The sequence below is a fragment of the Burkholderia perseverans genome, from assembly GCF_022870505.1.
GTDB lineage: Bacteria > Pseudomonadota > Gammaproteobacteria > Burkholderiales > Burkholderiaceae > Burkholderia > Burkholderia plantarii.
In genome coordinates this window covers 3,711,589-3,735,757 of sequence record NZ_CP045094.1, presented here as the reverse complement: position 1 = coordinate 3,735,757, position 24,169 = coordinate 3,711,589, and the positions used below count along the sequence as shown (strand labels likewise).

Annotated in this window: 19 protein-coding genes; 17 read left to right on the top strand and 2 right to left on the bottom strand. The window is 68.4% G+C overall.

From position 1 onward, the window contains the following. Positions 1-13: 13 nt before the first annotated feature. A complete protein-coding gene (gene ilvA, locus BpN12_RS31165) occupies positions 14-1,537 on the bottom strand; it encodes a threonine ammonia-lyase, biosynthetic (protein ID WP_246795963.1) in 1,524 nt (507 codons plus the stop codon). Between the two features lie 506 nt (positions 1,538-2,043). Between ilvA and BpN12_RS31160 the strand changes: the two genes are divergently transcribed. The 11 genes from BpN12_RS31160 to aspS all read left to right on the top strand — a co-directional run bounded on the left by BpN12_RS31160 (position 2,044) and on the right by aspS (position 14,875). Next, positions 2,044-6,057, top strand: a complete 4,014-nt coding sequence (locus tag BpN12_RS31160; RefSeq protein WP_246795962.1) for a DUF3683 domain-containing protein — start codon at positions 2,044-2,046, stop codon at positions 6,055-6,057. Between the two features lie 33 nt (positions 6,058-6,090). Next, entirely contained in the window at positions 6,091-6,537 is a 447-nt protein-coding gene (locus tag BpN12_RS31155; RefSeq protein ID WP_246795961.1) for an HIT family protein, read from the top strand. Further along, the gene (locus BpN12_RS31150; RefSeq protein ID WP_198251126.1) at positions 6,534-6,947 is read left to right on the top strand and encodes a gamma-butyrobetaine hydroxylase family protein; all 414 of its coding nucleotides are present in this window, start codon (positions 6,534-6,536) and stop codon (positions 6,945-6,947) included. The genes BpN12_RS31155 and BpN12_RS31150 overlap by 4 nt, the downstream gene beginning before the upstream one ends. 62 nt (positions 6,948-7,009) lie before the next feature. After that, positions 7,010-7,741, top strand: a complete 732-nt coding sequence (gene ubiE, locus BpN12_RS31145; protein ID WP_055139255.1) for a bifunctional demethylmenaquinone methyltransferase/2-methoxy-6-polyprenyl-1,4-benzoquinol methylase UbiE — start codon at positions 7,010-7,012, stop codon at positions 7,739-7,741. 42 nt (positions 7,742-7,783) lie between these two features. Next, complete coding sequence (locus BpN12_RS31140; RefSeq protein WP_246795960.1) at positions 7,784-8,818, top strand: TIM44-like domain-containing protein; 1,035 nt, start codon at positions 7,784-7,786, stop codon at positions 8,816-8,818. 123 nt (positions 8,819-8,941) lie between these two features. Continuing rightward, the gene (locus BpN12_RS31135) at positions 8,942-9,586 is read left to right on the top strand and encodes a ubiquinone biosynthesis accessory factor UbiJ (RefSeq protein ID WP_246795959.1); all 645 of its coding nucleotides are present in this window, start codon (positions 8,942-8,944) and stop codon (positions 9,584-9,586) included. Positions 9,587-9,599: 13 nt separating this feature from the next. Further along, positions 9,600-11,177: a ubiquinone biosynthesis regulatory protein kinase UbiB gene (gene ubiB, locus BpN12_RS31130; RefSeq protein ID WP_246795958.1), complete on the top strand. Its 1,578-nt coding sequence runs from the start codon at positions 9,600-9,602 to the stop codon at positions 11,175-11,177. 13 nt (positions 11,178-11,190) lie between these two features. Then, positions 11,191-11,898, top strand: a complete 708-nt coding sequence (locus tag BpN12_RS31125; RefSeq protein WP_246795957.1) for a TPMT family class I SAM-dependent methyltransferase — start codon at positions 11,191-11,193, stop codon at positions 11,896-11,898. A gap of 44 nt (positions 11,899-11,942) precedes the next feature. After that, complete coding sequence (locus tag BpN12_RS31120) at positions 11,943-12,299, top strand: FmdB family zinc ribbon protein (protein ID WP_246795956.1); 357 nt, start codon at positions 11,943-11,945, stop codon at positions 12,297-12,299. Positions 12,300-12,369: 70 nt separating this feature from the next. Next, positions 12,370-13,020, top strand: coding sequence for a DUF502 domain-containing protein (locus BpN12_RS31115; protein WP_015876994.1), 651 nt, complete (start codon positions 12,370-12,372; stop codon positions 13,018-13,020). A gap of 55 nt (positions 13,021-13,075) precedes the next feature. Next, positions 13,076-14,875, top strand: a complete 1,800-nt coding sequence (gene aspS / locus BpN12_RS31110; RefSeq protein ID WP_042625992.1) for an aspartate--tRNA ligase — start codon at positions 13,076-13,078, stop codon at positions 14,873-14,875. 126 nt (positions 14,876-15,001) lie between these two features. Here the strand turns inward: aspS and BpN12_RS31105 are convergent, their stop codons facing one another. Further along, the gene (locus tag BpN12_RS31105; protein WP_055139250.1) at positions 15,002-15,868 is read right to left on the bottom strand and encodes a LysR family transcriptional regulator; all 867 of its coding nucleotides are present in this window, start codon (positions 15,866-15,868) and stop codon (positions 15,002-15,004) included. A 147-nt stretch (positions 15,869-16,015) separates the two neighbouring features. On the opposite strand from BpN12_RS31105, the gene BpN12_RS31100 reads away from it, so the two are divergent. The 6 genes from BpN12_RS31100 (at position 16,016) to BpN12_RS31075 (ending at position 24,122) form a co-directional block, all read left to right on the top strand. Beyond that, entirely contained in the window at positions 16,016-16,954 is a 939-nt protein-coding gene (locus tag BpN12_RS31100) for an AEC family transporter (RefSeq protein ID WP_246795955.1), read from the top strand. A 153-nt stretch (positions 16,955-17,107) separates the two neighbouring features. Then, the gene (gene nudB / locus BpN12_RS31095) at positions 17,108-17,584 is read left to right on the top strand and encodes a dihydroneopterin triphosphate diphosphatase (protein ID WP_246795954.1); all 477 of its coding nucleotides are present in this window, start codon (positions 17,108-17,110) and stop codon (positions 17,582-17,584) included. Continuing rightward, complete coding sequence (gene clsB / locus BpN12_RS31090) at positions 17,581-18,855, top strand: cardiolipin synthase ClsB (RefSeq protein ID WP_246795953.1); 1,275 nt, start codon at positions 17,581-17,583, stop codon at positions 18,853-18,855. The genes nudB and clsB overlap by 4 nt, the downstream gene beginning before the upstream one ends. Before the next feature lie 254 nt (positions 18,856-19,109). Continuing rightward, positions 19,110-19,709, top strand: coding sequence for a TetR/AcrR family transcriptional regulator (locus BpN12_RS31085; protein WP_246795952.1), 600 nt, complete (start codon positions 19,110-19,112; stop codon positions 19,707-19,709). A gap of 56 nt (positions 19,710-19,765) precedes the next feature. After that, complete coding sequence (locus tag BpN12_RS31080; RefSeq protein WP_246795951.1) at positions 19,766-21,553, top strand: acyl-CoA dehydrogenase C-terminal domain-containing protein; 1,788 nt, start codon at positions 19,766-19,768, stop codon at positions 21,551-21,553. 133 nt (positions 21,554-21,686) lie between these two features. After that, positions 21,687-24,122 (top strand): 3-hydroxyacyl-CoA dehydrogenase/enoyl-CoA hydratase family protein, encoded by a 2,436-nt coding sequence (locus BpN12_RS31075; RefSeq protein ID WP_246795950.1) that lies wholly within the window; start codon positions 21,687-21,689, stop codon positions 24,120-24,122. Positions 24,123-24,169 lie beyond the last annotated feature (47 nt).

The window sequence follows — 24,169 nt, the reverse complement described above, 5'->3', positions numbered from 1 at the left end:
CGTTTCTCTGCAATCAGGACAGGAACAGCCGGTAGGCCGGGTTCGCGGTCTCTTCGTGATACGGGTAGCCGAGCGTGGCGAGGAACCGGTCGAACGCCGCGTGATCGGCGCCCGGCACCTGCAGCCCGACCAGGATCGAGCTGTGGTCCGCGCCCTGGTTGCGGTAATGGAACAGGCTGATGTTCCAGTTCGGCGCCATCGCCGACAGGAACTTCATCAGCGCGCCCGGACGCTCCGGGAACGTGAAGCGGAACAGCCGCTCGTCGCGCGAGAGCGGCGAGCGCCCGCCCACCATGTAGCGAATGTGATCCTTCGACAGTTCGTCGCCGGTCAGGTCGGCCGCCTCGAAGCCGTGCGCGGCGAAGTTCGCCGCGATCTCGGCCGATTCCCCGCGGCGGCGGATCTGCACGCCCACGAAGATCTGCGCGGCGCGCTCGTCGGCGATCCGGTAGTTGAACTCGGTCACGTTGCGCTCGCCCACCAGCTCGCAGAAGCGCCGGAAGCTGCCGCGCTCCTCGGGGATCGTCACCGCGAACACCGCCTCGCGCGCCTCGCCCACCTCGGCGCGCTCGGCCACGAAGCGCATCCGGTCGAAGTTCATGTTGGCGCCCGAGGTGATCGCCACCAGCGTCTCGCCCTCGATGCCGACTTGCGCCGCGTAGCGCTTCGCGCCCGCCACGGCCAGCGCGCCGGCCGGCTCCAGCACGCTGCGCGTGTCCTGGAACACGTCCTTGATCGCCGCGCACAGCGCGTCGGTGTCCACCGTGATCACGTCGTCGAGCAGCTCGCGGCAGAGCCGGAACGTTTCCTCGCCGACCAGCTTCACGGCCGTGCCGTCCGAGAACAGCCCGACCTCGGCCAGCGTCACGCGCTCGCCGGCGCGGATCGACTGCGCCATCGCGCAGGAATCCTCGGTCTGCACGCCGATCACACGGATCTCGGGGCGCACCGCCTTGACGTAGGCGGCCACGCCGGCCGCCAGGCCGCCGCCGCCGATCGGCACGAAGATCGCGTGGATCGGCCCCTGGTGCTGGCGCAGCACTTCCATCGCAACCGTGCCCTGGCCGGCGATCACGTCGGGATCGTCGAACGGGTGGACGAAGGTCAGCTCGCGCTGGCGCTGCACCTCGAGCGCGTGGGCGTAGGCGTCGCTGAACGATTCGCCGGCCTGGATCACCTCGACGGTCGGCCCGCCGTGCGTGCGCACCGCGTCGACCTTGACCTGCGGGGTGGTGACGGGCACCACGATCACGGCCTTCACGCCGAGGCGCGCGGCCGAGAACGCGACGCCCTGCGCGTGGTTGCCGGCCGAGGCGGTGATCACGCCGCGCGCGAGCGCATCGGCGCTCAGGTGGGCCATGCGGTTGTAGGCGCCGCGCAGCTTGAACGAGAACACCGGTTGATTGTCCTCGCGCTTGAGCCAGACGCGGTTGCGCACGCGCGCGGACAGGTTGCGTGCCGGTTCGAGCGCGGTTTCGACCGCCACGTCGTAGACGCGCGCGGTGAGGATCTTCTTCAGGTAATCGTGAGCAGCCATGACGGTCGCGCGGGTATCGACCGGCGCGCCAGAAAGCGGGGAAAATCGCGATTTTAGCGCCAACCTCGCCCCGGCGGGCCGGCTGGTCCGGTGACCGACCGGACGGACGGCAAATTCGATGACGGATCGGATGGCCGACGGGAGGGTGAGTCGGAGGATGAATCGGGCCGCCGGCGACCTACCTGTTCTCGTAGTGCCGCCACCAGCGGGCCGCGCCGGCCGCGCCAGGCGCTCACGCGTGCGCCCATCCTGGGTTAGAATTCTGTTTTGAATCAAGGATCGGAAGATGCAACGGCAGTTCCGGATTGCCCATTTGATGCCTTCCCCGCGCGCAGCATGTCCCGCGGCGGTTCGGCATGCGCACTGCGCGCGATCGTGCTGATGGCTCCGAGCTCCGCCAGGCAGCCCCAGGCCTGGTAACAGAAGATTTTCCCCAGATCCGCGCACCAAGCGCATGCCGGTGTCGTGCCTCCAGCGCACGGCCGGCCTTCCGAACTGTCCGAACCATGAACGCACCACAAGTTTTCGATCCGCATGGCGCGGCTGCCGTCGTCGCCGCCGACCTGAAACCGCGCCTGCGCGAAATCCCGTACAACTACACGTCGTTCTCGGATCGCGAGATCGTGATCCGCCTGCTGGGCGAGGAAGCCTGGTCGGCGCTCGACGAACTGCGCGGCGAACGCCGTACCGGCCGCTCGGCGCGCATGCTGTACGAAGTGCTCGGCGACATCTGGGTGGTGCGTCGCAATCCGTACCTGCAGGACGACCTGCTCGACAACCCGAAGCGCCGCCAGATGCTGGTGGACGCGCTGAACCACCGGCTCGCCGAGATCGACAAGCGCCGCCAGGCCGACCTCAGCACGCACGACGACGACGCGGGGCACGATCGCGCCTCGCGCGTGGCGCTGCTGACGGTGGCCGCGCGCGGCGCGGTGGACGCGTTCGCGCGCGAGTTCGAGCAGATGGCCGACCTGCGCCGCCGGGCCACCAAGGCGCTCGGCCGCTGCACGCAGAAGGACAACATCCGCTTCGACGGCCTCGCGCGCGTCTCGCACGTGACCGACGCCACCGACTGGCGCGTCGAATACCCGTTCGTGATCCTCACGCCCGACACCGAGGCCGAGATCGCCGCGCTCGTGAAGGCCTGCTTCGAGCTGGGCCTGACGGTGATCCCGCGCGGCGGCGGCACCGGCTACACGGGCGGCGCGGTGCCGCTCACGCCGTTCTCGGCCGTGATCAACACCGAGAAGCTCGAACAGCTCGGCGCGGTCGAGCTGACCGAGCTGCCCGGCGTCGCGCACAAGGTGCCGACCATCTTCTCGGGCGCCGGTGTCGTCACGCGCCGCGTGACCGAGGCGGCCGAGGCGGCCGGCTACGTGTTCGCGGTCGATCCGACCTCGCTCGACGCGTCGTGCATCGGCGGCAACGTCGCGATGAACGCCGGCGGCAAGAAGGCCGTGCTGTGGGGCACCGCGCTCGACAACCTGGCCTGGTGGCGAATGGTCGACCCGGACGGCAACTGGCTCGAGGTCACGCGTCACGAACACAACCAGGGCAAGATCCACGACATCGCGGTCGCGCGCTTCGAGCTGAAGTGGTTCGACGGCGCCCACGCGCCGGGCGAGAAGCTGCTTCGCAGCGAGATGCTCGAGATCGAGGGCCGGCGCTTCCGCAAGGAAGGGCTCGGCAAGGACGTCACCGACAAGTTCCTGGCGGGCCTGCCCGGCGTGCAGAAGGAAGGCTGCGACGGCCTCATCACCTCGGCGCGCTGGATCCTGCACAAGATGCCCGCGCATACGCGCACCGTCTGCCTCGAATTCTTCGGCCAGGCGCGCGAGGCGATCCCGAGCATCGTCGAAATCAAGGACTACCTGTTCGAGACCTCGAAGCAGGGCGGCGCGATCCTGGCCGGCCTCGAGCACCTCGACGAACGCTACCTGCGCGCGGTCGGCTACGCCACCAAGAGCAAGCGCAACGCGTTCCCGAAGATGGTGCTGATCGGCGACATCGTCGGCGACGACGCCGACGCGGTGGCCGCGGCCACCTCGGAAGTGATCCGGATGGCCAACGGCAAGAGCGGCGAGGGCTTCGTGGCCGTCAGTGCCGAGGCGCGCAAGCGCTTCTGGCTCGACCGCAGCCGCACCGCCGCGATCGCGAAGCACACCAACGCGTTCAAGATCAACGAAGACGTCGTGATCCCGCTGAACCGGATGGGCGAGTACACCGACGCGATCGAACGCATCAACATCGAGCTGTCGATCAAGAACAAGCTGCAGCTGCTCGACGCGCTCGAAGCGTTCTTCCGCACCGGCGACCTGCCGCTCGGCAAGAGCGACGACGCCAACGAGATCCCGAGCGCCGAACTGCTCGAGGACCGCGTCCAGCACGCGCTCGAACTGTTCAAGCAGGTGCGCGCGCGCTGGGAATTCCTGCGCGACCGGCTCGACATGCCGCTGCGCGAGGCGCAGCACTACCTCGTGCAGCTCGGCCACGAGAAGCTCGCGGCCACCTTTGCGGCACGCGCCGACGCGCAGCCCGAGGCGACCGTGTTCCACATCACGCAGGACCGCACGATCCGCGTGTCGTGGAAGCAGGAGCTGCGCGCGGAACTGCGCGCGATCTTCAACGGCGGCGCGTTCAAGCCGATCCTCGATGAAGCGCAGGCGATCCACAAGCGCGTGCTGCGCGGCCGCGTGTTCGTGGCGCTGCACATGCACGCCGGCGACGGCAACGTCCACACCAACATCCCGGTCAATTCCGACAACTACGAGATGCTGCAGGACGCGCACGTCGCGGTCGCGCGCATCATGCAGATCGCGCGTTCGCTCGACGGCGTGATCTCGGGCGAGCACGGCATCGGCATCACCAAGCTCGAGTTCCTGACCGAGGAGGAACTGCGCGAATTCCGCGAGTACAAGCATCGCGTCGATCCGCACGGCCGCTTCAACAAGGGCAAGCTGCTCGAGGGCGCGGACCTGCGCAACGCCTACACGCCGAGCTTCGGGCTGATGGGCTACGAGTCGCTGATCATGCAGCAGTCCGACATCGGCGCGATCGCCGAATCGGTCAAGGACTGCCTGCGCTGCGGCAAGTGCAAGCCGGTCTGCGCGACCCACGTGCCGCGCGCGAACCTGCTCTACAGCCCGCGCAACAAGATCCTCGCCACCTCGCTGCTGGTCGAGGCGTTCCTGTACGAGGAACAGACCCGGCGCGGCGTGTCGATCCAGCACTGGGACGAGTTCAACGACGTGGCCGACCACTGCACGGTCTGCCACAAGTGCGTCACGCCCTGCCCGGTCAAGATCGACTTCGGCGACGTGACGATGAACATGCGCAACCTGCTGCGCAAGATGGGCAAGAAGAAGTTCAATCCGGGCCAGGCGGCCGGCATGTTCTTCCTGAACGCCACCAACCCGCAGACCATCAACGCCGCGCGCGGCGTGATGATGGGCGTCGGCTACAAGGCGCAGCGCCTGGCCAACGACATGCTGAAGAAGGTCACGAAGAAGCAGACGGCGCGCCCGCCCGCCACCACCGGCAAGGCGCCGGTGGTCGAGCAGGTGATCCACTTCGTGAACAAGAAGATGCCGGGCAACCTGCCGAAGAAGACGGCGCGCGCGCTGCTCGACATCGAGGACAACAAGATCGTGCCGATCATCCGCAATCCGAAGACCACCTCGGTCGATTCGGAAGCGGTGTTCTACTTCCCGGGCTGCGGTTCGGAGCGGCTGTTCTCGCAGGTCGGGCTGGCGACCCAGGCGATGCTGTGGGAAGCCGGGGTGCAGACCGTGCTGCCGCCGGGCTACCTCTGCTGCGGCTATCCGCAGCGCGGCTCGGGCCAGTACGACAAGGCCGAGCAGATCGTCACCGACAATCGCGTGCTGTTCCACCGCATGGCGAACACGCTGAATTATCTCGATATCAAGACGGTGGTGGTGTCGTGCGGCACCTGCTACGACCAGCTCGCCGGCTATGAATTCGAGAAGATCTTCCCGGGCTGCCGGATCATCGACATCCACGAGTTCCTGCTCGAGAAGGGCATGAAGCTCGACGGCGTGTCGGGGACGCGCTACATGTACCACGACCCGTGCCACACGCCGATCAAGACCATGGACCCGGTCAAGCTCGTCAACGAGCTGATGGGCGCCGAGAAGGACGGCTACAAGATCGCCAAGAACGACCGCTGCTGCGGCGAGTCGGGCACGCTGGCGGTCACGCGGCCGGACGTCTCGACGCAGATCCGCTTCCGCAAGGAGGAGGAGATCCGCAAGGGCGCCGCGCAGCTGCGCAACATCCCGGTGGTGTCGGGCGACGGCGCGGCGGTGGCCGGCCAGGCCGACGTGAAGATCCTGACCAGCTGCCCGTCGTGCCTGCAGGGGCTGTCGCGCTACAACGAGGATGCCGGCATCGAGGCCGACTACATCGTCGTCGAGATCGCGCGCAGCATGCTCGGCGAAAACTGGATGGCGGACTACGTGGCGCGCGCCAACAACGGCGGGATCGAGCGCGTCCTGGTGTAAAGTCGGGGGCGTCCGACCTGTAAGGAATTGACGATGGATTGCGTATTCTGCCGCGAGGACGGGGGCGAGCTGCTCTGGAAGGGCGACCTGCTGCGCGTCGTGCTCGCCACCGCCGAGACCGATTACCCGGGCTTCTGCCGCGTGATCTGGCAGGCGCACGTCGCCGAGTTCTCCGATCTCGACGAACCCGCGCGCGTGCATCTGATGCGCGTCGTGGCGGCCGTCGAGCGGGCCGTGCGCCGCGTGATGCAACCTGATAAGGTGAATCTCGCGAGCCTCGGCAACCAGGTGCCGCACGTCCACTGGCATGTGATCCCGCGCTTCTCGAACGACGCGCATTTCCCGCAGCCGGTCTGGGCGCCGCGCCAGCGCTCGGTGTCCGACGCGCTGCTGCGGCTGCGCTCGGCGCAGGCCACGCTGCTGCACAACGCGGTCCACGAGGAAATCGAACAGGTTTTGAACACGAGGCATTCTTCATGAGCGGCTTGACCCCGACCACGCCAATTCCGTCCGGCGTGGTCGTCCACGCGGTATCGCGCGTGCTCGAACTGCAGTACCCGAACGGCGAAAGCTACCGCGTGCCGTTCGAACTGATGCGCGTCTTCTCGCCGTCGGCCGAAGTGCGCGGCCACGGTCCCGGGCAGGAGACCCTGCAGACCGGCAAGCGCGGCGTGACCATCACGGCGCTCGAGGGCGTCGGCCACTACGCGCTGCAACCGACCTTCTCCGACGGCCATTCCACCGGCATCTACTCGTGGGATCTGCTGTACGAGCTGGCGACGCGCCAGGATGCGCTCTGGCGCGAGTATTTCGACAAGCTGCAGGCGGCCGGCGTCGAACGCGACGCGCCGATGCCCGCGGCGGGCGGCCCGAGCGGCCACTGCCACTGACCACCGACTGATCCGACGGCGCCCTTCCGGCGCCGTCTTGCCATTTCCAGAGGATTCACGCGATGAGCAAAACCCACTTCGGCTTCGAGACCGTCGACGAGCAGGACAAGGCGAAAAAGGTGGCGGGAGTGTTCCACTCGGTCGCGAGCAACTACGACCTGATGAACGACCTGATGTCGGCCGGCATGCACCGCGCCTGGAAGGCGTTCACGATCGCGCAGGCGAACGTGCGGCCCGGCTACAAGGTGCTCGACATCGCGGCCGGCACCGGCGACCTGACGCGCGCGTTCGCGAAGGCGGCTGGCCCGACCGGCGAGGTCTGGCATACCGACATCAACGAATCGATGCTGCGCGTGGGCCGCGACCGGCTGCTCGACAAGGGCGTGGTCACGCCGTCGCTGCTCTGCGACGCCGAGAAGATCCCGTTTCCCGACAACCATTTCGACGTGGTGACGGTGGCGTTCGGGCTGCGCAACATGACCCACAAGGATGCCGCGCTGGCCGAGATGCGGCGCGTGACGCGGCCTGGCGGGCGCGTGATGGTGCTCGAATTCTCGAAAGTGTGGGCGCCGCTGAAAAAAGCCTACGATCTGTATTCTTTCAAAGTATTACCGTGGCTGGGCGACAAGTTCGCGAAAGATGCCGGGAGTTACCAGTATCTTGCCGAGTCGATCCGGATGCATCCGGATCAGGACACGCTGAAGACGATGATGGAGCAGGCGGGCCTCGACGCTGTCAAATATTACAATTTGTCAGGTGGCGTGGTAGCGTTACACCACGGAACCAAGTACTAAGGGGTTCTGTCCATACAGTTGCCTTTCATTTTGGAGATAGCGATGTCCGAGTCCCGTGCGTTGAACAATGGCAGCAAGCAGCGGAGGCCGTGGGCACGACGGCTCGGCACGCTGTTCATGGTCGGCCTGCTCGCGGCCGGCACGTTCGCGTCGCTCGATGCCGAGGCGCGCCGCATGGGCGGCGGCCGCAGCGTCGGGCGTCAGTCCCAGATGGTGCAGCAGCGCCAGGCCACGCCGCCCGCCCAGCAGCCGATGCAGCAGGCCGCGCCGGCCCCGATGCAGCGCGGCGCGCAGCCGGCTCCGGCCGCCCAGCCCAACCGCTCGCGCTGGCTCGGGCCGATCGCCGGCCTGGCCGCCGGCCTCGGTATCGCGGCGCTGTTGTCCCACTTCGGGCTCGGCGGCGCGTTCGCCGGCATGATGGCGAACCTGATCGTGATCGCGCTGCTCGCGTTCGTCGGCATCTGGCTGGTGCGCAAGCTGATGAACCGCGGCCGCCGGCAGGAGCCGGCCTATGCGGGCTCGGGCTCGTCGATGAACCGCGGCGCCGACGGCGCGGCCGGCGGCGGCTACGCGGCGGGCAACGCGAACTACGCGTCGGCGCCGCAGCCCGCGTCGTCCAGCAGCTACGCGAACGAGGCGGCGAGCGTGTTCGGCGGCGGCGCGGCGGTGGGGGTGGCGAACGGCGCGAGCGCGGCGCCGCAGGTGCCGGCCGGCTTCGACACCGAGGCGTTCGTGCGCAACGCGAAGGTCTACTTCGTCCGGCTGCAGGCCGCCTGGGACCAGGGCAACATGGCCGACATCCGCGAATTCACCACGCCCGAGATGTTCGCCGAGGTGAAGATCGATCTCGATTCGCGCGGCGCGGGAAAGAATCAGACCGACGTGGTCCAGCTCGATGCCGACCTGCTCGGCGTCGAGCAGCACGGCAGCCAGTCCGAGGCGAGCGTGCGCTTCCACGGCCTGATCCGCGAGAATCCGGGCGCGCCGGCCGAGTCGTTCGAGGAGGTCTGGAACCTGACCAAGTCGGGCAACGAAGGCTGGCTGCTGGCCGGCATCCAGCAGATCAACCTGCACTGAGCCTTGCGCCGGACCCGGCGCCCCGGATAAATCGGCCGATGCCGGAGCGGGGCCGGACCGATCCGACGTTACAATAGGAACCCGCGCGGGCACCCTGCCTGCGCGGGTTTTTTACTCAGTCCGATGACCTTTGCCGCCAAGTCTGTCGCCGCTGCCGTCAACCATCTGCTCGCCCGTGAATCGTGGGCGCGCGAACGCCTGATTCCCTACGCCGGGAAAACCGCCCGACTCGAATTCCCGCCCGTCGCGTTGTTGCTGCTGGTGCAGCCGGACGGCTATTTCGCCGCGCTCGAGGCCCACGAGGCGCCGCAGGTGGACGTGTCGATCGCGCTCGGCGGCGCGCAGCGCTCGCCGCTCGACGCGCTCTCGGCGTTCGTGCAGGGCGGCCAGGCCGCCGTCATGAAGCACGTCAAGCTCGAGGGCGACGCCGAATTCGCGACCCAGCTCGCGAAGCTCGCCGAACATCTGCGCTGGGAGCCCGAGGAGGATCTCGCGCGGATCGTCGGCGACGCCGCCGCCTACCGGATCGCGACGCTGGTGCGTTCGGCCGGCGATCAGGCGCGCCGCACCGGCCGTAATCTGCTCGACTCGTTGACCGAATACTTTCTCGACGAGAATCCCCAGGTCGTGCGGCGTGCCGCGCTCGGCGATTTCGACGCCGAACTCGCGCGCGCGCGCGACGCGCTGGCCCGTATCGAAAAGCGGGTCGAGCGCCTGGAACAACGATCCGGCGCGCCGGCGGGCGGCAGCCCGCGCGGCGTGAACTGAGGGACCGCATCGCATGCGCATTTTCCGTTTCATCAAAATCGTCTACACCGTGATCCGCTTCGGCCTCGACGAGGTCATGCTGTCGCGTATCGACGATCGTCGCGTCAAGCTGCTGCTGCGCATCACCACCATCGGCCGCCGTTTCTCCGATCCGCCCGCGGTGCGCCTGCGCCGCGCGCTCGAAAGCCTCGGCCCGATCTTCGTGAAGTTCGGCCAGGTGCTGTCCACGCGCCGCGACCTGCTGCCCGTCGATTTCGCGATCGAGCTTGCGAAACTGCAGGACCAGGTGCCGCCGTTCGATTCGGCGGTGGCGATGTCGATCGTCGAGAAGTCGCTCGGCGCGCCGATCGGCGAGTTCTTCGACGAATTCGATCCGGTGCCGGTGGCGAGCGCGTCGATCGCGCAGGTCCACTTCGCGAAGCTGAAGCAGGGCGTCCACGCGGGCAAGGCGGTGGCCGTCAAGGTGCTGCGCCCGAACATGCTGCCCGTGATCGATTCCGACATGGCGCTGCTGCGCGACATCGCGATCTGGGCCGAGCGGCTCTGGCCGGACGGCCGGCGCCTGAAGCCGCGCGAAGTGGTGGCCGAGTTCGACAAATACCTGCACGACGAGCTCGACCTGATGCGCGAGGCCGCCAACGGCAGCCAGTTGCGCCGCAACTTCGCCGGGCTCGACATCCTGCTGGTGCCGGAGATGTTCTGGGATTTCAGCTCGCAGTCGGTGCTCGTGATGGAGCGCATGTCGGGCGTGCCGATCAGCCAGGTCGAGACGCTGCGCGCGGCCGGCGTCGACATCCCGAAGCTCGCGCGAGAGGGCGTGGAGATCTTCTTCACGCAGGTGTTCCGCGACGGCTTCTTCCATGCCGACATGCACCCGGGCAACATCCAGGTCAGCCTCGATCCGCAGCACTTCGGCCGCTATATCGCGCTCGATTTCGGGATCGTCGGCGCGCTGTCCGACTTCGACAAGAACTATCTCGCGCAGAACTTCCTCGCGTTCTTCAAGCGCGACTATCACCGCGTCGCGACGCTGCACCTCGAGTCGGGCTGGGTGCCGCCGAACACGCGCGTCGAGGAGCTCGAGAGCGCGATCCGCGCCGTCTGCGAGCCGTATTTCGACCGCGCGCTGAAGGACATCTCGCTCGGCCAGGTGCTGATGCGGCTGTTCTCCACCTCGCGCCGCTTCAACGTCGAGATCCAGCCGCAGCTCGTGCTGCTGCAGAAGACCATGCTGAACGTCGAGGGGCTCGGCCGCTCGCTCGACCCCGAGCTCGATCTCTGGAAGACGGCCAAGCCCTATCTGGAGCGCTGGATGGCCGAGCAGATCGGCCTGCGCGGCTGGTACGAACGCTTCAAGGTCGAGGCGCCGCAATGGAGCAAGACGCTGCCGCAGCTGCCGCGCCTGATCCATCACGCATTCGCCGAGCGGCACAACTCGCCGCGCGCGGCCACCGACGAACTGATGCAGCAGATCCTGATCGAGCAAAAGCGCACCAACCGGCTGCTGCAGGCGCTGCTGGTGTTCGGCCTCGCGGTCGGCGTCGGGGCGATCGTCGCGCGCGTACTGCTCGCGCTCGCGGCCGGCGCCTGACACGGGCGCGGCCATGAGCGAGCGCAGCCGCACGCCGGCCGACGTCGCGGGCGGGTCGAGCGACCCGATTTCGCCGACGTCCGGGGCGGCCGGCGAGGCCGGCGCGGGTTTCGCGCATCGCGATCCCGGCAGCGCCGCGTTCTGGGACGAGCGCTTCGACCGCGATTTCCTGCCCTGGGATCTCGCGCGCGTGCCCGAGGCGTTCGCCGCGTTCGCGGCTGCGCTCGCGCCGTGTCCGGTGCTGGTGCCCGGTTGCGGCAGCGCCCACGAGGCGCAGTGGCTCGCGCGGGCCGGCTGGCCGGTCAAGGCGATCGATTTCTCGGCGAGCGCGGTGGACGCGGCGCGCCGGCAACTGGGCGAGCACGCGGGCGTGGTCGAGCAGGCCGATTTCTTCGCCTATGCGCCGCCGTGGCGGCCGCAATGGATCTACGAGCGCGCGTTTCTCTGCGCGCTGCCGCCGGCGCGCTGGCCCGACTACGCGGCGCGCATGGCGGCGCTGCTGCCCGAGGGCGGCGTGCTGGCCGGCTGCTTCGTGCTGGGCGCGACGCGCAAGGGGCCGCCGTTCGGCATCGAGCGTGATGCGCTCGATGCGCTGTTGGGCGCCTGGTTCGTGCTCGAGCAGGCGCTGCCGGTCGCCGATTCGCTGCCGGTGTTTGAAGGGCGCGAAAGCTGGCTCACCTGGCGCCGAAACGGGCGGAGTACGGTGAGCTTTCGGATATAATTCAAGGTTTTGCAAGACGTTTCTAGTTTCCGCGGGAAGAAAACATGCCGATTTACGCCTATCGATGCGATGCGTGCGGTTTCGCGAAGGACGTGCTCCAGAAGATGAGCGACGCGCCGCTGTCCGTTTGCCCCGAGTGCGGGAAGGATGCCTTCCGCAAGCAGGTGACGGCCGCCGGGTTCCAGTTGAAGGGCTCGGGCTGGTACGTGACCGACTTCCGGGGCGGCTCGGGCGGCAAGAGCGCGCCGGCCACGGGCGCTGACGGCGCCGGCGGCGAGGCCGCCAAGCCCGATGCGGCCACGCCGGCGGCAGCAGCGGCTTCGACTGCGGCGGCGCCGGCCGCCGGCGCGAGCCCCGCGGCCCCGGCCCCGGCCGCGCCGGCCGCGTCGAGCGACACCTGATGATGATCCGGCGCCCGGTCCGGGTGCCGGCGTGTTCGTGCCGGGCACCGGCGCGGTTACCTCACGGCTGATGATGAAGAAGACGACCCTCAAAACGGTATTCCTGACCGGCCTCCTGGTCCTCGTCCCGCTCGCGATCACGCTGTGGGTGCTCGGTTCGGTGATCGGGATCATGGATCAGACGCTGCTGCTGCTGCCAGAATCGTGGCAACCGGAGCGTGTGCTCGGCTTCCACCTGCCCGGCATCGGCGCGCTGCTCACGCTCGCGTTCATCTTCATCGTCGGGCTGGCCACGCAGAATTTCATCGGTCAGAAGCTCGTGACGTGGTGGAATGCCGTGGTGCGGCACATCCCGGTAGTCGGGCCGATCTACACGAGCGTCAAGCAGGTGTCCGACACGCTGCTGTCGAGCAGCGGCAACGCGTTCCGCAAGGCGCTGCTGATCGAGTATCCGCGCCGCGGCTCCTATACGATCGCGTTTCTGACCGGCGTGCCGGGCGGCGACGTGGTCAACCACCTGAAGGAGGAGTACGTGAGCGTGTACGTGCCGACCACGCCGAACCCGACCTCCGGCTTCTTCCTGATGGTGCCCAAGAGCGAGGTCGTCGAGCTCGACATGTCGGTCGACGCCGCGCTGAAGTACATCGTCTCGATGGGCGTCGTCGCGCCGTCGGTGCCCGTGCCCGCACCCGCGCGTCCGCCCGTCGAGCCTCCGCTGTAATGCCCCGGGTGTGCGTGTTGCGCCCCGTTGATCAAACCGAACGAAAGCAAACATCATGTCGATGCGAACTGAATACTGCGGTCTCGTGACCGAACACCTGCTGGGCCAAACCGTTTCGCTGTGCGGCTGGGTGCATCGCCGCCGCGATCACGGCGGTGTGATCTTCATCGACCTGCGCGATCGTGAGGGCCTCGTGCAGGTGGTGTGCGATCCGGACCGCGCGGAGATGTTCGCGGCGGCCGAGGGCGTGCGCAACGAGTTCTGCATCCAGGTGAAGGGCCTCGTGCGCGGCCGCCCGGACGGCACCATCAACGCGGGCCTGAAGAGCGGCAAGATCGAGGTGCTGTGCCACGAGCTGACGGTGCTGAACCCGTCGGTCACGCCGCCGTTCCAGCTCGACGACGACAACCTCTCCGAAACCACGCGCCTCACGCATCGCGTGCTCGACCTGCGCCGCCCGCAGATGCAGCACAACCTGCGCCTGCGCTACCGCGTGGCGATCGAGGTCCGCAAGTACCTCGACGAGCAGGGCTTCATCGACATCGAAACGCCGATGCTGACCAAGAGCACGCCGGAAGGCGCGCGCGACTACCTGGTGCCGTCGCGCGTCAACGCGGGCCAGTTCTTCGCGCTGCCGCAGTCGCCGCAGCTGTTCAAGCAGCTGCTGATGGTGGCGAACTTCGATCGCTACTACCAGATCACCAAGTGCTTCCGCGACGAGGATCTGCGCGCCGACCGCCAGCCCGAATTCACGCAGATCGACTGCGAGACCTCGTTCCTGGGCGAGCAGGAGATCCGCGACCTGTTCGAGGAAATGATCCGCCACGTCTTCCACAAGACGATCGGCGTCGAGCTGGGCGCGAAGTTCCCGGTCATGCCGTACTCGGAAGCGATGGCCCGCTTCGGCTCGGACAAGCCGGACCTGCGCGTGAAGCTCGAATTCACCGAGCTGACCGACGCGATGAAGGACGTCGACTTCAAGGTGTTCAGCACGCCGGCCAACACCAAGGACGGCCGCGTCGCGGCGCTGCGCGTGCCGAAGGGCAGCGAGCTGACGCGCGGCGACATCGACGGCTACACCGAGTTCGTGCGCATCTACGGCGCCAAGGGCCTCGCGTGGATCAAGGTCAACGAGAAGGCGAAGGGCCGCGACGGCCTGCAGAGCCCGATCGTGAAGAACCTGCACGATGCGTCGATCGCCGCGATCCTCGAGCGCACTGGCGCGCAGGACGGCGACATCATCTTCTTCGCGGCCGACCGCGCGAAGGTGGTCAACGACAGCCTCGGCGCGCTGCGCCTGAAGATCGGCCATTCGGAATTCGGCAAGGCCAACGGCCTCGTCGAGTCGGGCTGGAAGCCGCTGTGGGTGATCGACTTCCCGATGTTCGAGTACGACGACGAGGACGCGCGCTACGTGGCCGCCCACCATCCGTTCACGAGCCCGAAGGACGAGCACCTCGAGTACCTCGAAACGGATCCGGGCCGCTGCCTCGCGAAGGCCTACGACATGGTCCTGAACGGCTGGGAAATCGGCGGCGGTTCGGTGCGGATCTTCCAGGAAGACGTGCAGAGCAAGGTGTTCCGCGCGCTGAAGATCGGGCCGGAGGAAGCGCAGGCGAAGTTCGGCTTCCTGCTCGACGCGCTGCAGTACGGCGCGCCGCCGCACGGCGGGATCGCGTTCGGCCTCGACCGGATCATCACGATGATGGCCGGCGCCGATTCGATCCGCGACGTGATCGCGTTCCCGAAGACGCAGCGCGCGCAGGATCTGCTCACGCAGGCGCCGAGCCCGGTGGACGAGCGTCAGCTGAAGGAACTGCACATCCGCCTGCGCCAGCCGGAACAGAAGGCGTAACGCGGCGGCTGCCCGCGCCTGGCGCGGGTGTCGGCCGAATCGACAAAGCCCGGCCGGTGGTCCACCGGCCGGGCTTTTTGTCGTCCGGCGCATGATCTCGCCGCGCCCGCGCCGCGTGCGTTCCGTTCAGGCGATCGCGAGGAACCGTTCGAGGCACGGGTTGCGGTTCGACGGCGACCAGACCAGCGCCTGCTCGATGGTCGGCGCGTCGACGAGCGGCCGGAACACCACGCCGGCCCACTGCGCGCGCCGCATCGATTCGGGCACGAGCGCGACGCCGACGCCCTCGTCGACGAGCCCGAGCACGGTCTGCTGCAACTGCACCTCGAGGCGGATGTTCGGCTCGAAGCCGCCGTGCCGGCAATGGTCGACGATGGCGGCGCGCAGCGTGGGCGCGACGGCCTCGACCGCCATCACGAACGGCTCGTCGGCCAGCTCGGCGATCCGCAGCCGGCGCGCCCGCGCGCGCGGATGCTCGCGGGACAGCGCGACGCACAGCGGCTCGGTGACGACGGTGCGCTGCGCGAGCCCCTCGTGCGGCGCGCCGGGAAACAGGATCGCCGCGTCGATATGGCCATTCAGCACCTGTTCGGCGAGATCGTTCGACACCGTCTCGCGCAGGTGCAGCGCCACCTCGGGCCAGGCCGCGCCGAATTCGCGCGCGTAGCGCGGCACCACGCTGTAGGCCGCGCACATCGTGAACCCCACCGTCAGCTTGCCGGCGGCGCCGGAGGCGGCCGCGCGCGCATGGTGCGCGGCGCGCTCGACGGCCGCCAGGATCGCCTTGGCGTCGTCGCGGAAACGCTCGCCGGCCGGCGTCAGCGTGACGCCGCGCGGCCCGCGCTCGACCAGCGTCACGCCGAGCGAGGCTTCCAGCGCCGCGATCTGCCGCGACAGCGGCGGCTGGGACAGGTTCAGCCGCGTCGCCGCGCGGCCGAAATGGCCGGTTTCGGCGAGCGTCACGAAATAACGGAGCGGCTTGATATCGAGCACGATGCAAAAAAGGTATCGACTTAGCTTAAAAATCGCATTGGATTGTATCAAGCAGGCAAGCTACCCTCCTTCGTTTTCCGAAGCTGCGGGTTTACCCGGCGCGCGCTTCGTGTCGATTGCCATCCGTCTTCCTGACCGAGTCCCGCCGTGTCCGCTACGCTGCCCATCCTGCTTCCCATCTTCGCGCTGATCCTGGCCGGCTTCCTGTGCCGCCGCCGCGGCCTGCTCGGCCCGACCGCCGCTTCGGAACTGAACCGCTTCGTGGTCTGGCTCGCGCTGCCGGCGCTGCTGTTCGACGTGATGGCGCATGCCACCTGGGCGCAGCTCGACCAGCCGCGCTTCATCGCGGCGTTCTCGATCGCCTGCGCCGTGTCGTTCGTGGTGGTGCTGGCGCTGCGGCTTGCGCGCGGCCGGCCGCTGGCCGACGCGAGCGTCGACGCGATCGCGGCCGCCTACCCGAACACCGGCTACATCGGCTTCCCGCTCTGCCTGCTGGTGTTCGGGCCGGCCAGCCTGATGCCGACCACCATCGCCACCATCATCGTCGCCTGCGTGCTGTTCGGCTTCGCGATCGTGCTGATCGAGGTCGGCCTGCAGAGCGAGCGCGCGCCGCACCGGCTCGCGCTGAAGGTGCTCGGCTCGCTCGGGCGCAATCCGCTGATCGTCTCGCCGCTCGTCGGCGCGCTGGTGTCGGCCGCCCACGTCGCGCCGCCTGCCAGCGTCGAGACCTTCCTGAAGCTGCTCGGCGGCGCGGCCAGCCCCTGCGCGCTGGTCAGCCTCGGGCTGTTCCTCGCCGAGAAGCGGCCCGCGCACGGCGTGCTGCCCGACGCGCTGCTGCTCTCGACCATCAAGCTGGTGGTGCAGCCGGCGCTGACCTGGTGGCTGTCGGCGCGCGTGTTCGGCCTGCCGCCGGCGCTGGTCGCGATGGCGGTGGTGCTGGCCGCGCTGCCCACCGGCACCGGGCCGTTCATGCTCGCCGAGTTCTATCGGCGCGAACCGCAGGTCACCTCGCGCACGATCCTGTTCTCGACCGTCGCGTCGATCGTCACGCTGTCGGTGCTGCTGATCGTCGTGCCGCGCGCCTGAGGCACGGACATACGGACGTACGGCGCGGCGCGCGTGCCCGCGCCGCCCGCCGGTGCCCCGACACGCGGCGGCCTTCGTTTTGCGGTACAGTCTGCCGGTCCCGAAGTCCCCGGCCGGCCGGCGCGAATTCCCGCGCGGGCGGCCGCACCCGCAATGACGAAGCCGCCGAAAATCCCCGAATCCGTCCTGGTCGTGATCCACACCGCCGCGCTCGACGTGCTGATCATCAAGCGCGCCGACCTGCCCGGCTTCTGGCAGTCGGTAACGGGCGCGAAGGACTGGCCGGACGAGCCGCTCGCCGCTACGGCGATCCGCGAGGTCGGCGAGGAAACCGGCATCGTGGTCGGCGCCGAGGGCGTGCCGCCCGCCGCGCTCGTCGACTGGCGCCACCAGATCGAATACTCGATCTATCCGCAGTACCGGCACCGCTACGCGCCCGGCGTCACGCGCAACACCGAGCACTGGTTCAGCCTCGAGGTGCCGGCCGGCACGCCCGTCACGCTGTCGCCGCGCGAGCATACCGACCATCTCTGGCTGCCGTACCGCGAGGCGGCCGCGCGCTGCTACTCGCCGTCCAACGCCGAGGCGATCCTGCAACTTCCCGCGCGCCTCGCGGCGCGTGCGGCATGAGCGGCGGCAACCGGCTGCGCCTCACCCAGTTGCGGGACCTGTTCCTGCAGGAGCGCGGGTCGTCGTCGCGGCTCGCGTTCAGCTCCGGCAACACCGTCACGCTGCGCCATGGCGGCGCCGAGTTCTTCCCGGCACTGGTGCGCCGCATCGATGAGGCGTCGGTGTCGGTGCTGCTGGAAACCTACATCTTCTGCGACGACCCGGCCGGCCGCCTGGTGTCCGAGGCGCTGCTGCGCGCGGCCGGGCGCGGCGTCCACGTGCGCGTGATCACCGACGGCGTCGGCACCGCGCGCCTGCCGCTGTTCGACAGCTGGCAGGACGCCGGCATCGAGCACCGCATCTACAACCGCTACCTGTTCGGCCGCCTCGGCTTCTCGCGCACGCACCGCAAGCTCGCCTGCATCGACGACGCCTACGCGTTCTGTGGCGGCATCAACGTGGTGGACGACCACGAGCAGAACGGCGAGCGCCTGCCGTTCCCGCGCTGGGATTTCGCCGTCGAACTGGCCGGGCCGGCCGTGGTCGACGTGCGCGCGGCGTTCGAGGTGCAGTGGTATCGCGTGCGGATGGGCCACAAGCGCTACGCGCAGTACGCGCCGCCGATGGTGACGAGCGAGGCGTTCGCCGCGCGCTTCCGGCGCTGGATGCGCAACCACCGCTGGGTCAAGGCCGGCGCGCTGCGCAACGTGACCGAGCCGAGCGTGGCGTTCGTCGCGCGCGACAACGTGCTGAACCGGCGCGCGATCGAGAAGGCCTACCTGGCCGCGATCGGCCGCGCGCGCCAGGCGGTGGTGCTGGCCAATCCGTACTTCATGCCCGGACGCAAGCTGCGCCGCGCGCTGACCAACGCGGCGCGACGCGGCGTCGAGGTGCGCGTACTGATCGGCCGGAAGGAATTCGTCGCGCTCGATACGGCCGTGCCGTTCCTTTATCATGCGTTGCTGCGCGCCGGCGTGCGGGTGGCCGAGTACGACCGGACCATGCTGCACGGCAAGGTGGCGGTGGTCGACGACGGCTGGGCGACGGTCGGTTCGTCGAACCTCGACGCGCTGAGCCTGATGCTCAACAACGAGGCGAACGTGGTGCTGGTGAAACACGACGCCGAGATCGGCGCGCTGCGCGAGGCGATCGACGCGGCGTTCGCGGACGGCCGCGAGATCGACGCGGCCCGCTACGCGGCGCGCCCGCCGCTGGAGCGGCTGATGAACTGGCTCGCGTACACCGCGTACCGCTGGTCGATGAAGCTGCTGACGGTGGGCGGCTACGACTAGTCCGCCACGACCGGCCGGCGCCGGCCGGAACGCGGGCCGCGGGCCCGTTCGTTGCGCGCCCGGCGGACCCGCCGCGGCGCCTTGCGGGGACTGGTAAACCCTTGCCGCGCATGCCGCCATGACCTGAGAACCATCGCGGGGCGGTTAGACACCCGAATCTAATAATTTCCTTGTTTGACCGACGGCCGCACTCAATAATAGTACGGCCGTTCGATTTTCTGGATGACCCCTTGGACGGTTTAGACATCAAGCTTATGCGAAAAGGCGAACAGACGCGTGCCGCGATACTCGAAGCAGCTTTGGACCTCGCCAGCCGTGACGGGCTGGAGGGTCTGACGATCGGCCTGCTGGCCGAGCGCATGCAGATGAGCAAGAGCGGCGTGTTCGCGCACTTCGGCTCGCGCGAGGACCTGCAGGTGGAGGTCGTGCGAGAGTATCACCGCCGCTTCGAGAGCGAGGTGTTCTTTCCGAGCCTGCGCGAGCCGCGCGGCCTGCCGCGCCTGCGTGCGATGCTGGCCCGCTGGATCGAGAAGCGCATCCAGGAAGTGACCACCGGCTGCATCTACATCAGCGGCGCGGTGGAGTACGACGACCGGCCCGACAGTCCGGTGCGCGAGCAGCTGATCGCGAGCGTGACGGCCTGGCGCGCCGCGCTGCTGCGCGCGATTTCGCAGGCGAAGGACGAAGGCCATCTGCGCCCGGACACCGATCCGGACGTGATGCTCTTCGAGTTGTACAGCTTCACGCTCGGCCTGCATCACGACGCCCGCTTCCTGCATCTGCCGGACGGCGTGCGTCTGACCTGGGCCGCGCTGGAAAAGACGATCGTTTCGTATCAGAGCGAGAGCCAGTAGCGGTGCCGTGACGCCCGCGCGAGGCTCGAGCCAGTGCCCTATCTTTGGAGAGAGTCATGGGACAGTACGTTGCCCCGCTGCGCGACATGCAATTCGTGCTGCACGAGTTGCTCAATGTCGAAGCCGAACTGAAGCAGATGCCGAAACACGCGGATCTCGACGCCGACACCATCAACCAGGTGCTCGAGGAAGCCGGCAAGTTCTGCGCCGAGGTGCTGTTCCCGCTCAACCAGGTGGGCGACCGCGAAGGCTGCAAGTACGAGGGTGACGGCGTGGTCACCACCCCCACCGGCTTCAAGGACGCGTACCGCCAGTACATCGACGCGGGCTGGCCCGCGCTCGGCTGCGATCCCGAGTACGGCGGCCAGGGCCTGCCCGCGTTCGTCAACAACGCGCTCTACGAGATGATGAACTCGGCGAACCAGGCCTGGACCATGTACCCGGGTCTCTCGCACGGCGCCTACGAATGCCTGCACGCGCACGGCGCGCCGGAACTGCAGCAGCAGTACCTGCCGAAGCTGGTGTCGGGCGAATGGACGGGCACCATGTGCCTGACCGAGCCGCATTGCGGCACCGACCTCGGCATCCTGCGCACCAAGGCCGAGCCGACCGGTGACGGCGCCTACTCGATCAGCGGCACGAAGATCTTCATCTCGAGCGGCGAGCACGACATGTCGGCCAACATCGTCCACCTGGTGCTCGCTCGCCTGCCGGACGCGCCGCAGGGCACCAAGGGCATTTCGCTGTTCATCGTGCCGAAGTTCATCCCCGACGCGTCGGGCGAGCCGGGCGAGCGCAACGGCATCAAGTGCGGCTCGATCGAGCACAAGATGGGCATCCACGGCAACGCCACCTGCGTGATGAATCTCGACAACGCGAAGGGCTGGCTGGTGGGCGAGCCGAACAAGGGCTTGAACGCGATGTTCGTGATGATGAACGCCGCGCGCCTCGGCGTGGGGATGCAGGGCCTCGGCCTCACCGAGGTGGCCTACCAGAACTCGCTGACCTACGCGAAGGAGCGCCTGCAGATGCGCTCGCTGACCGGCCCGAAGGCGCCCGAGAAGGCCGCCGACCCGATCATCGTGCACCCCGACGTGCGCCGCATGCTGCTCACGCAGAAGGCCTACGCGGAAGGCGCGCGCGCGTTCACGTACTGGTCCGCGCTGCAGATCGACAAGGAGCTGTCGCACGGCGACGAGTCCGAGCGCAAGGAAGCGGCCGATCTGGTCGCGCTGCTCACGCCGATCATCAAGGCGTTCCTGACCGACAACGCGTTCGAGTGCACCAACCACGCGATGCAGATCTACGGCGGGCACGGCTTCATCTCCGAGTGGGGCATGGAGCAGTACGTGCGCGACGCGCGCATCAACATGATCTACGAAGGCACCAACTCGATCCAGTCGCTCGACCTGCTGGGCCGCAAGGTGCTCGGCGACATGGGCGCGAAGCTGAAGAAGTTCGGCGCGATCGTGACCGAATTCGTCGAGTCCGAGGGCGTCAAGCCGGAGATGGCCGAGTTCGTCAATCCGCTGGCCGACATCGGCGAGAAACTGCAGAAGCTGACCATGGAAATCGGCATGAAGGCGATGCAGAACCCGGACGAGGTCGGCGCCGCCGCGGTGCCGTACCTGCGTACCGCCGGGCACCTCGTGTTCGCCTACTTCTGGGCGCGCATGGCGCGCCTCGCGCTCGACAAGGAAGCCTCGGGCGATCCGTTCTACAAGTCGAAGCTGGCCACCGCGCGATTCTATTTCGCGCGTCTGCTGCCCGAGACGGCCGCCACGATCCGCGCCGCGCGCGCCGGCTCGAAGACGCTGATGGAAGTCGACGAAGCGCTGTTCTGACACGTTGCCCGGGCCACCGCCGTGCCGCACGACGCGGCGCCGGCGGCCCGGGCGCCCGCAGCCGATTCATCTGCCGCGCCGTTCGCAGCCAGCCCCGCCAGGCGCGACGCGCGGCTCTATCCGGAGGAATCCCGTGAGCAATTTCATCATTCGCAAGGTCGCCGTGCTCGGCGCCGGCGTGATGGGCGCGCAGATCGCCGCGCATCTCGTCAACGCGCGCGTGCCGGTGCTGCTGTTCGATCTGCCGGCCAAGGAAGGCCCCAAGAACGGCATCGCGCTGAAGGCCATCGAAAACCTGAAGAAGCTGTCGCCGGCGCCGTTCGGCGTGAAGGACGACGCGAAGTATCTGGTGCCCGCGAACTACGAGGACGACCTCGACCAGCTGGCCGAATGCGACGTGGTGATCGAGGCGATCGCCGAGCGCATGGACTGGAAGCATGACCTCTACAAGAAGGTCGCGCCGCACATCGGCCCCAACGCGATCTTCGCGTCGAACACCTCGGGCCTGTCGATCACGGCGCTCTCGGACGGCTTCGCCGACGAGCTGAAGGCACGCTTCTGCGGCGTCCACTTCTTCAATCCGCCGCGCTACATGCACCTCGTCGAACTGATCCCGACCGCCCACACGCGCGGCGAGATCCTCGACCAGCTGGAGACCTTCCTGACCAGCGTGGTCGGCAAGGGCGTGGTGCGTGCCAAGGACACGCCGAACTTCATCGCGAACCGCGTCGGCATCTTCTCGATCCTGGCCGTGATCACCGAAGCGGCCAAGTTCGGCCTGCGCTTCGACGAGGTGGACGACCTGACCGGCGCGCGGCTCGGCCGCGCCAAGTCGGCGACGTTCCGCACCGCCGACGTGGTCGGTCTCGACACCATGGCGCACGTCATCAAGACGATGCAGGACAACCTCGCCGACGACCCGTTCTTCCCGGTCTACGAGACGCCCGCCGTGCTCGCCGAACTCGTCAAGCAGGGCGCGCTCGGCCAGAAGACCGGCGCCGGCTTCTACAAGAAGGAAGGCCGCGCGATCAAGGTGCTCGACCCGAAGTCGGGCGGCTACGTGGACGGCGGCGCAAAGGCCGACGAGACGGTCGCGCGCATTCTCAAGCGCCCGCCCGCCGAGCGCCTGAAGCTGCTGCGCGAGACCCAGCATCCGCACGCGCAGTTCCTGTGGGCGGTGTTCCGCGACGTGTTCCATTACATCGGCGTCCACCTCGAATCGATCGCCGACAACGCGCGCGACGTGGACCTCGCGATCCGCTGGGGCTTCGGCTGGAACGAAGGCCCGTTCGAGGGCTGGCAGGCGGCCGGCTGGAAGCAGGTGGCCGAGTGGGTGCAGGAGGACATCGCGGCGGGCAAGGCGCTGGCCAGCGTGCCGCTGCCGTCGTGGGTGCTGGAAGGCGCGGTGGCCGAGCAGGGCGGCGTGCATACCGCCGAGGGCTCGTGGTCGCCGGCCGCGGGCAAATTCGTGCCGCGTTCGTCGCTGCCGGTCTACGAGCGCCAGGTGTTCCGCGCGCCGCTCTTGGGCGAGGCGGGCCGCGACCCGGCCAAGTACGGCAGGACGCTGTTCGAGACCGACTCGGTGCGCGCCTGGGTGGACGACCGCGCGGGCGAGGACGACGTCGTGATCGTCTCGTTCAAGTCGAAGATGAACACCATCGGCCCGGGCGTGATCGACGGCCTCGCGCAGGCCATCGACCTCGCCGAGAAGGATTACCAGGGCGTGGTGATCTGGCAGCCGACCTCGCTCAAGCTCGGCACGCCGGGCGGCCCGTTCTCGGCCGGCGCGAACCTCGAGGAGGCGATGCCCGCGTTCATGATGGGCGGCGCGAAGGGCATCGAGCCGTTCGTGAAGAAATTCCAGCAGGGCATGCTGCGCGTGAAGTACGCGAACGTGCCGGTGGTCTCGGCGGTGTCGGGCATCGCGCTCGGCGGCGGCTGCGAGCTGATGCTGCACAGCGCGAAGCGGGTGGTCCATGTGGAGAGCTACGTCGGCCTCGTCGAGGTGGGCGTGGGCCTCGTGCCGGCGGGCGGCGGCCTCAAGGAAGCGGCGCTGCGCGCGGCCGAGGCGGCCACGGCGGCCGGCGCCACCAGCGAGCTGCTGAAGTTCGTCACGAAGTCGTTCGAGAACGCGGCGACGGCGAAGGTCTCGACCTCGGCGCACGACGCGCGCGCGATGGGCTACCTGAAGCCGTCGGACACCATCGTGTTCAACGTGTTCGAGCTGCTCGACGTGGCCAAGAAGGAAGCGCGCGCGCTGGCCGCCACCGGCTATCGCGCGCCGCTCAAGGCCACCGAGATTCCAGTGGCGGGCCGCTCGGCGATCTCGACCATCAAGGCGCAGCTCGTCAACATGCGCGACGGCCGCTTCATCAGCGAGCACGACTTCCTGATCGCGAGCCGGATCGCGGAAGCGGTGTGCGGCGGCAACGTCGAGGCCGGCAGCACGGTGGACGAGGAATGGCTGCTCGCGCTGGAGCGCCGCGCGTTCGTCGAGCTGCTCGGCACGCAGAAGACGCAGGAACGGATCATGGGCATGTTGCAGACCGGCAAGCCGGTGCGCAACTGAGCGAGCCGCGGACCACTTTGCATCGGACCCGTTCCGGCGCGAGCGCG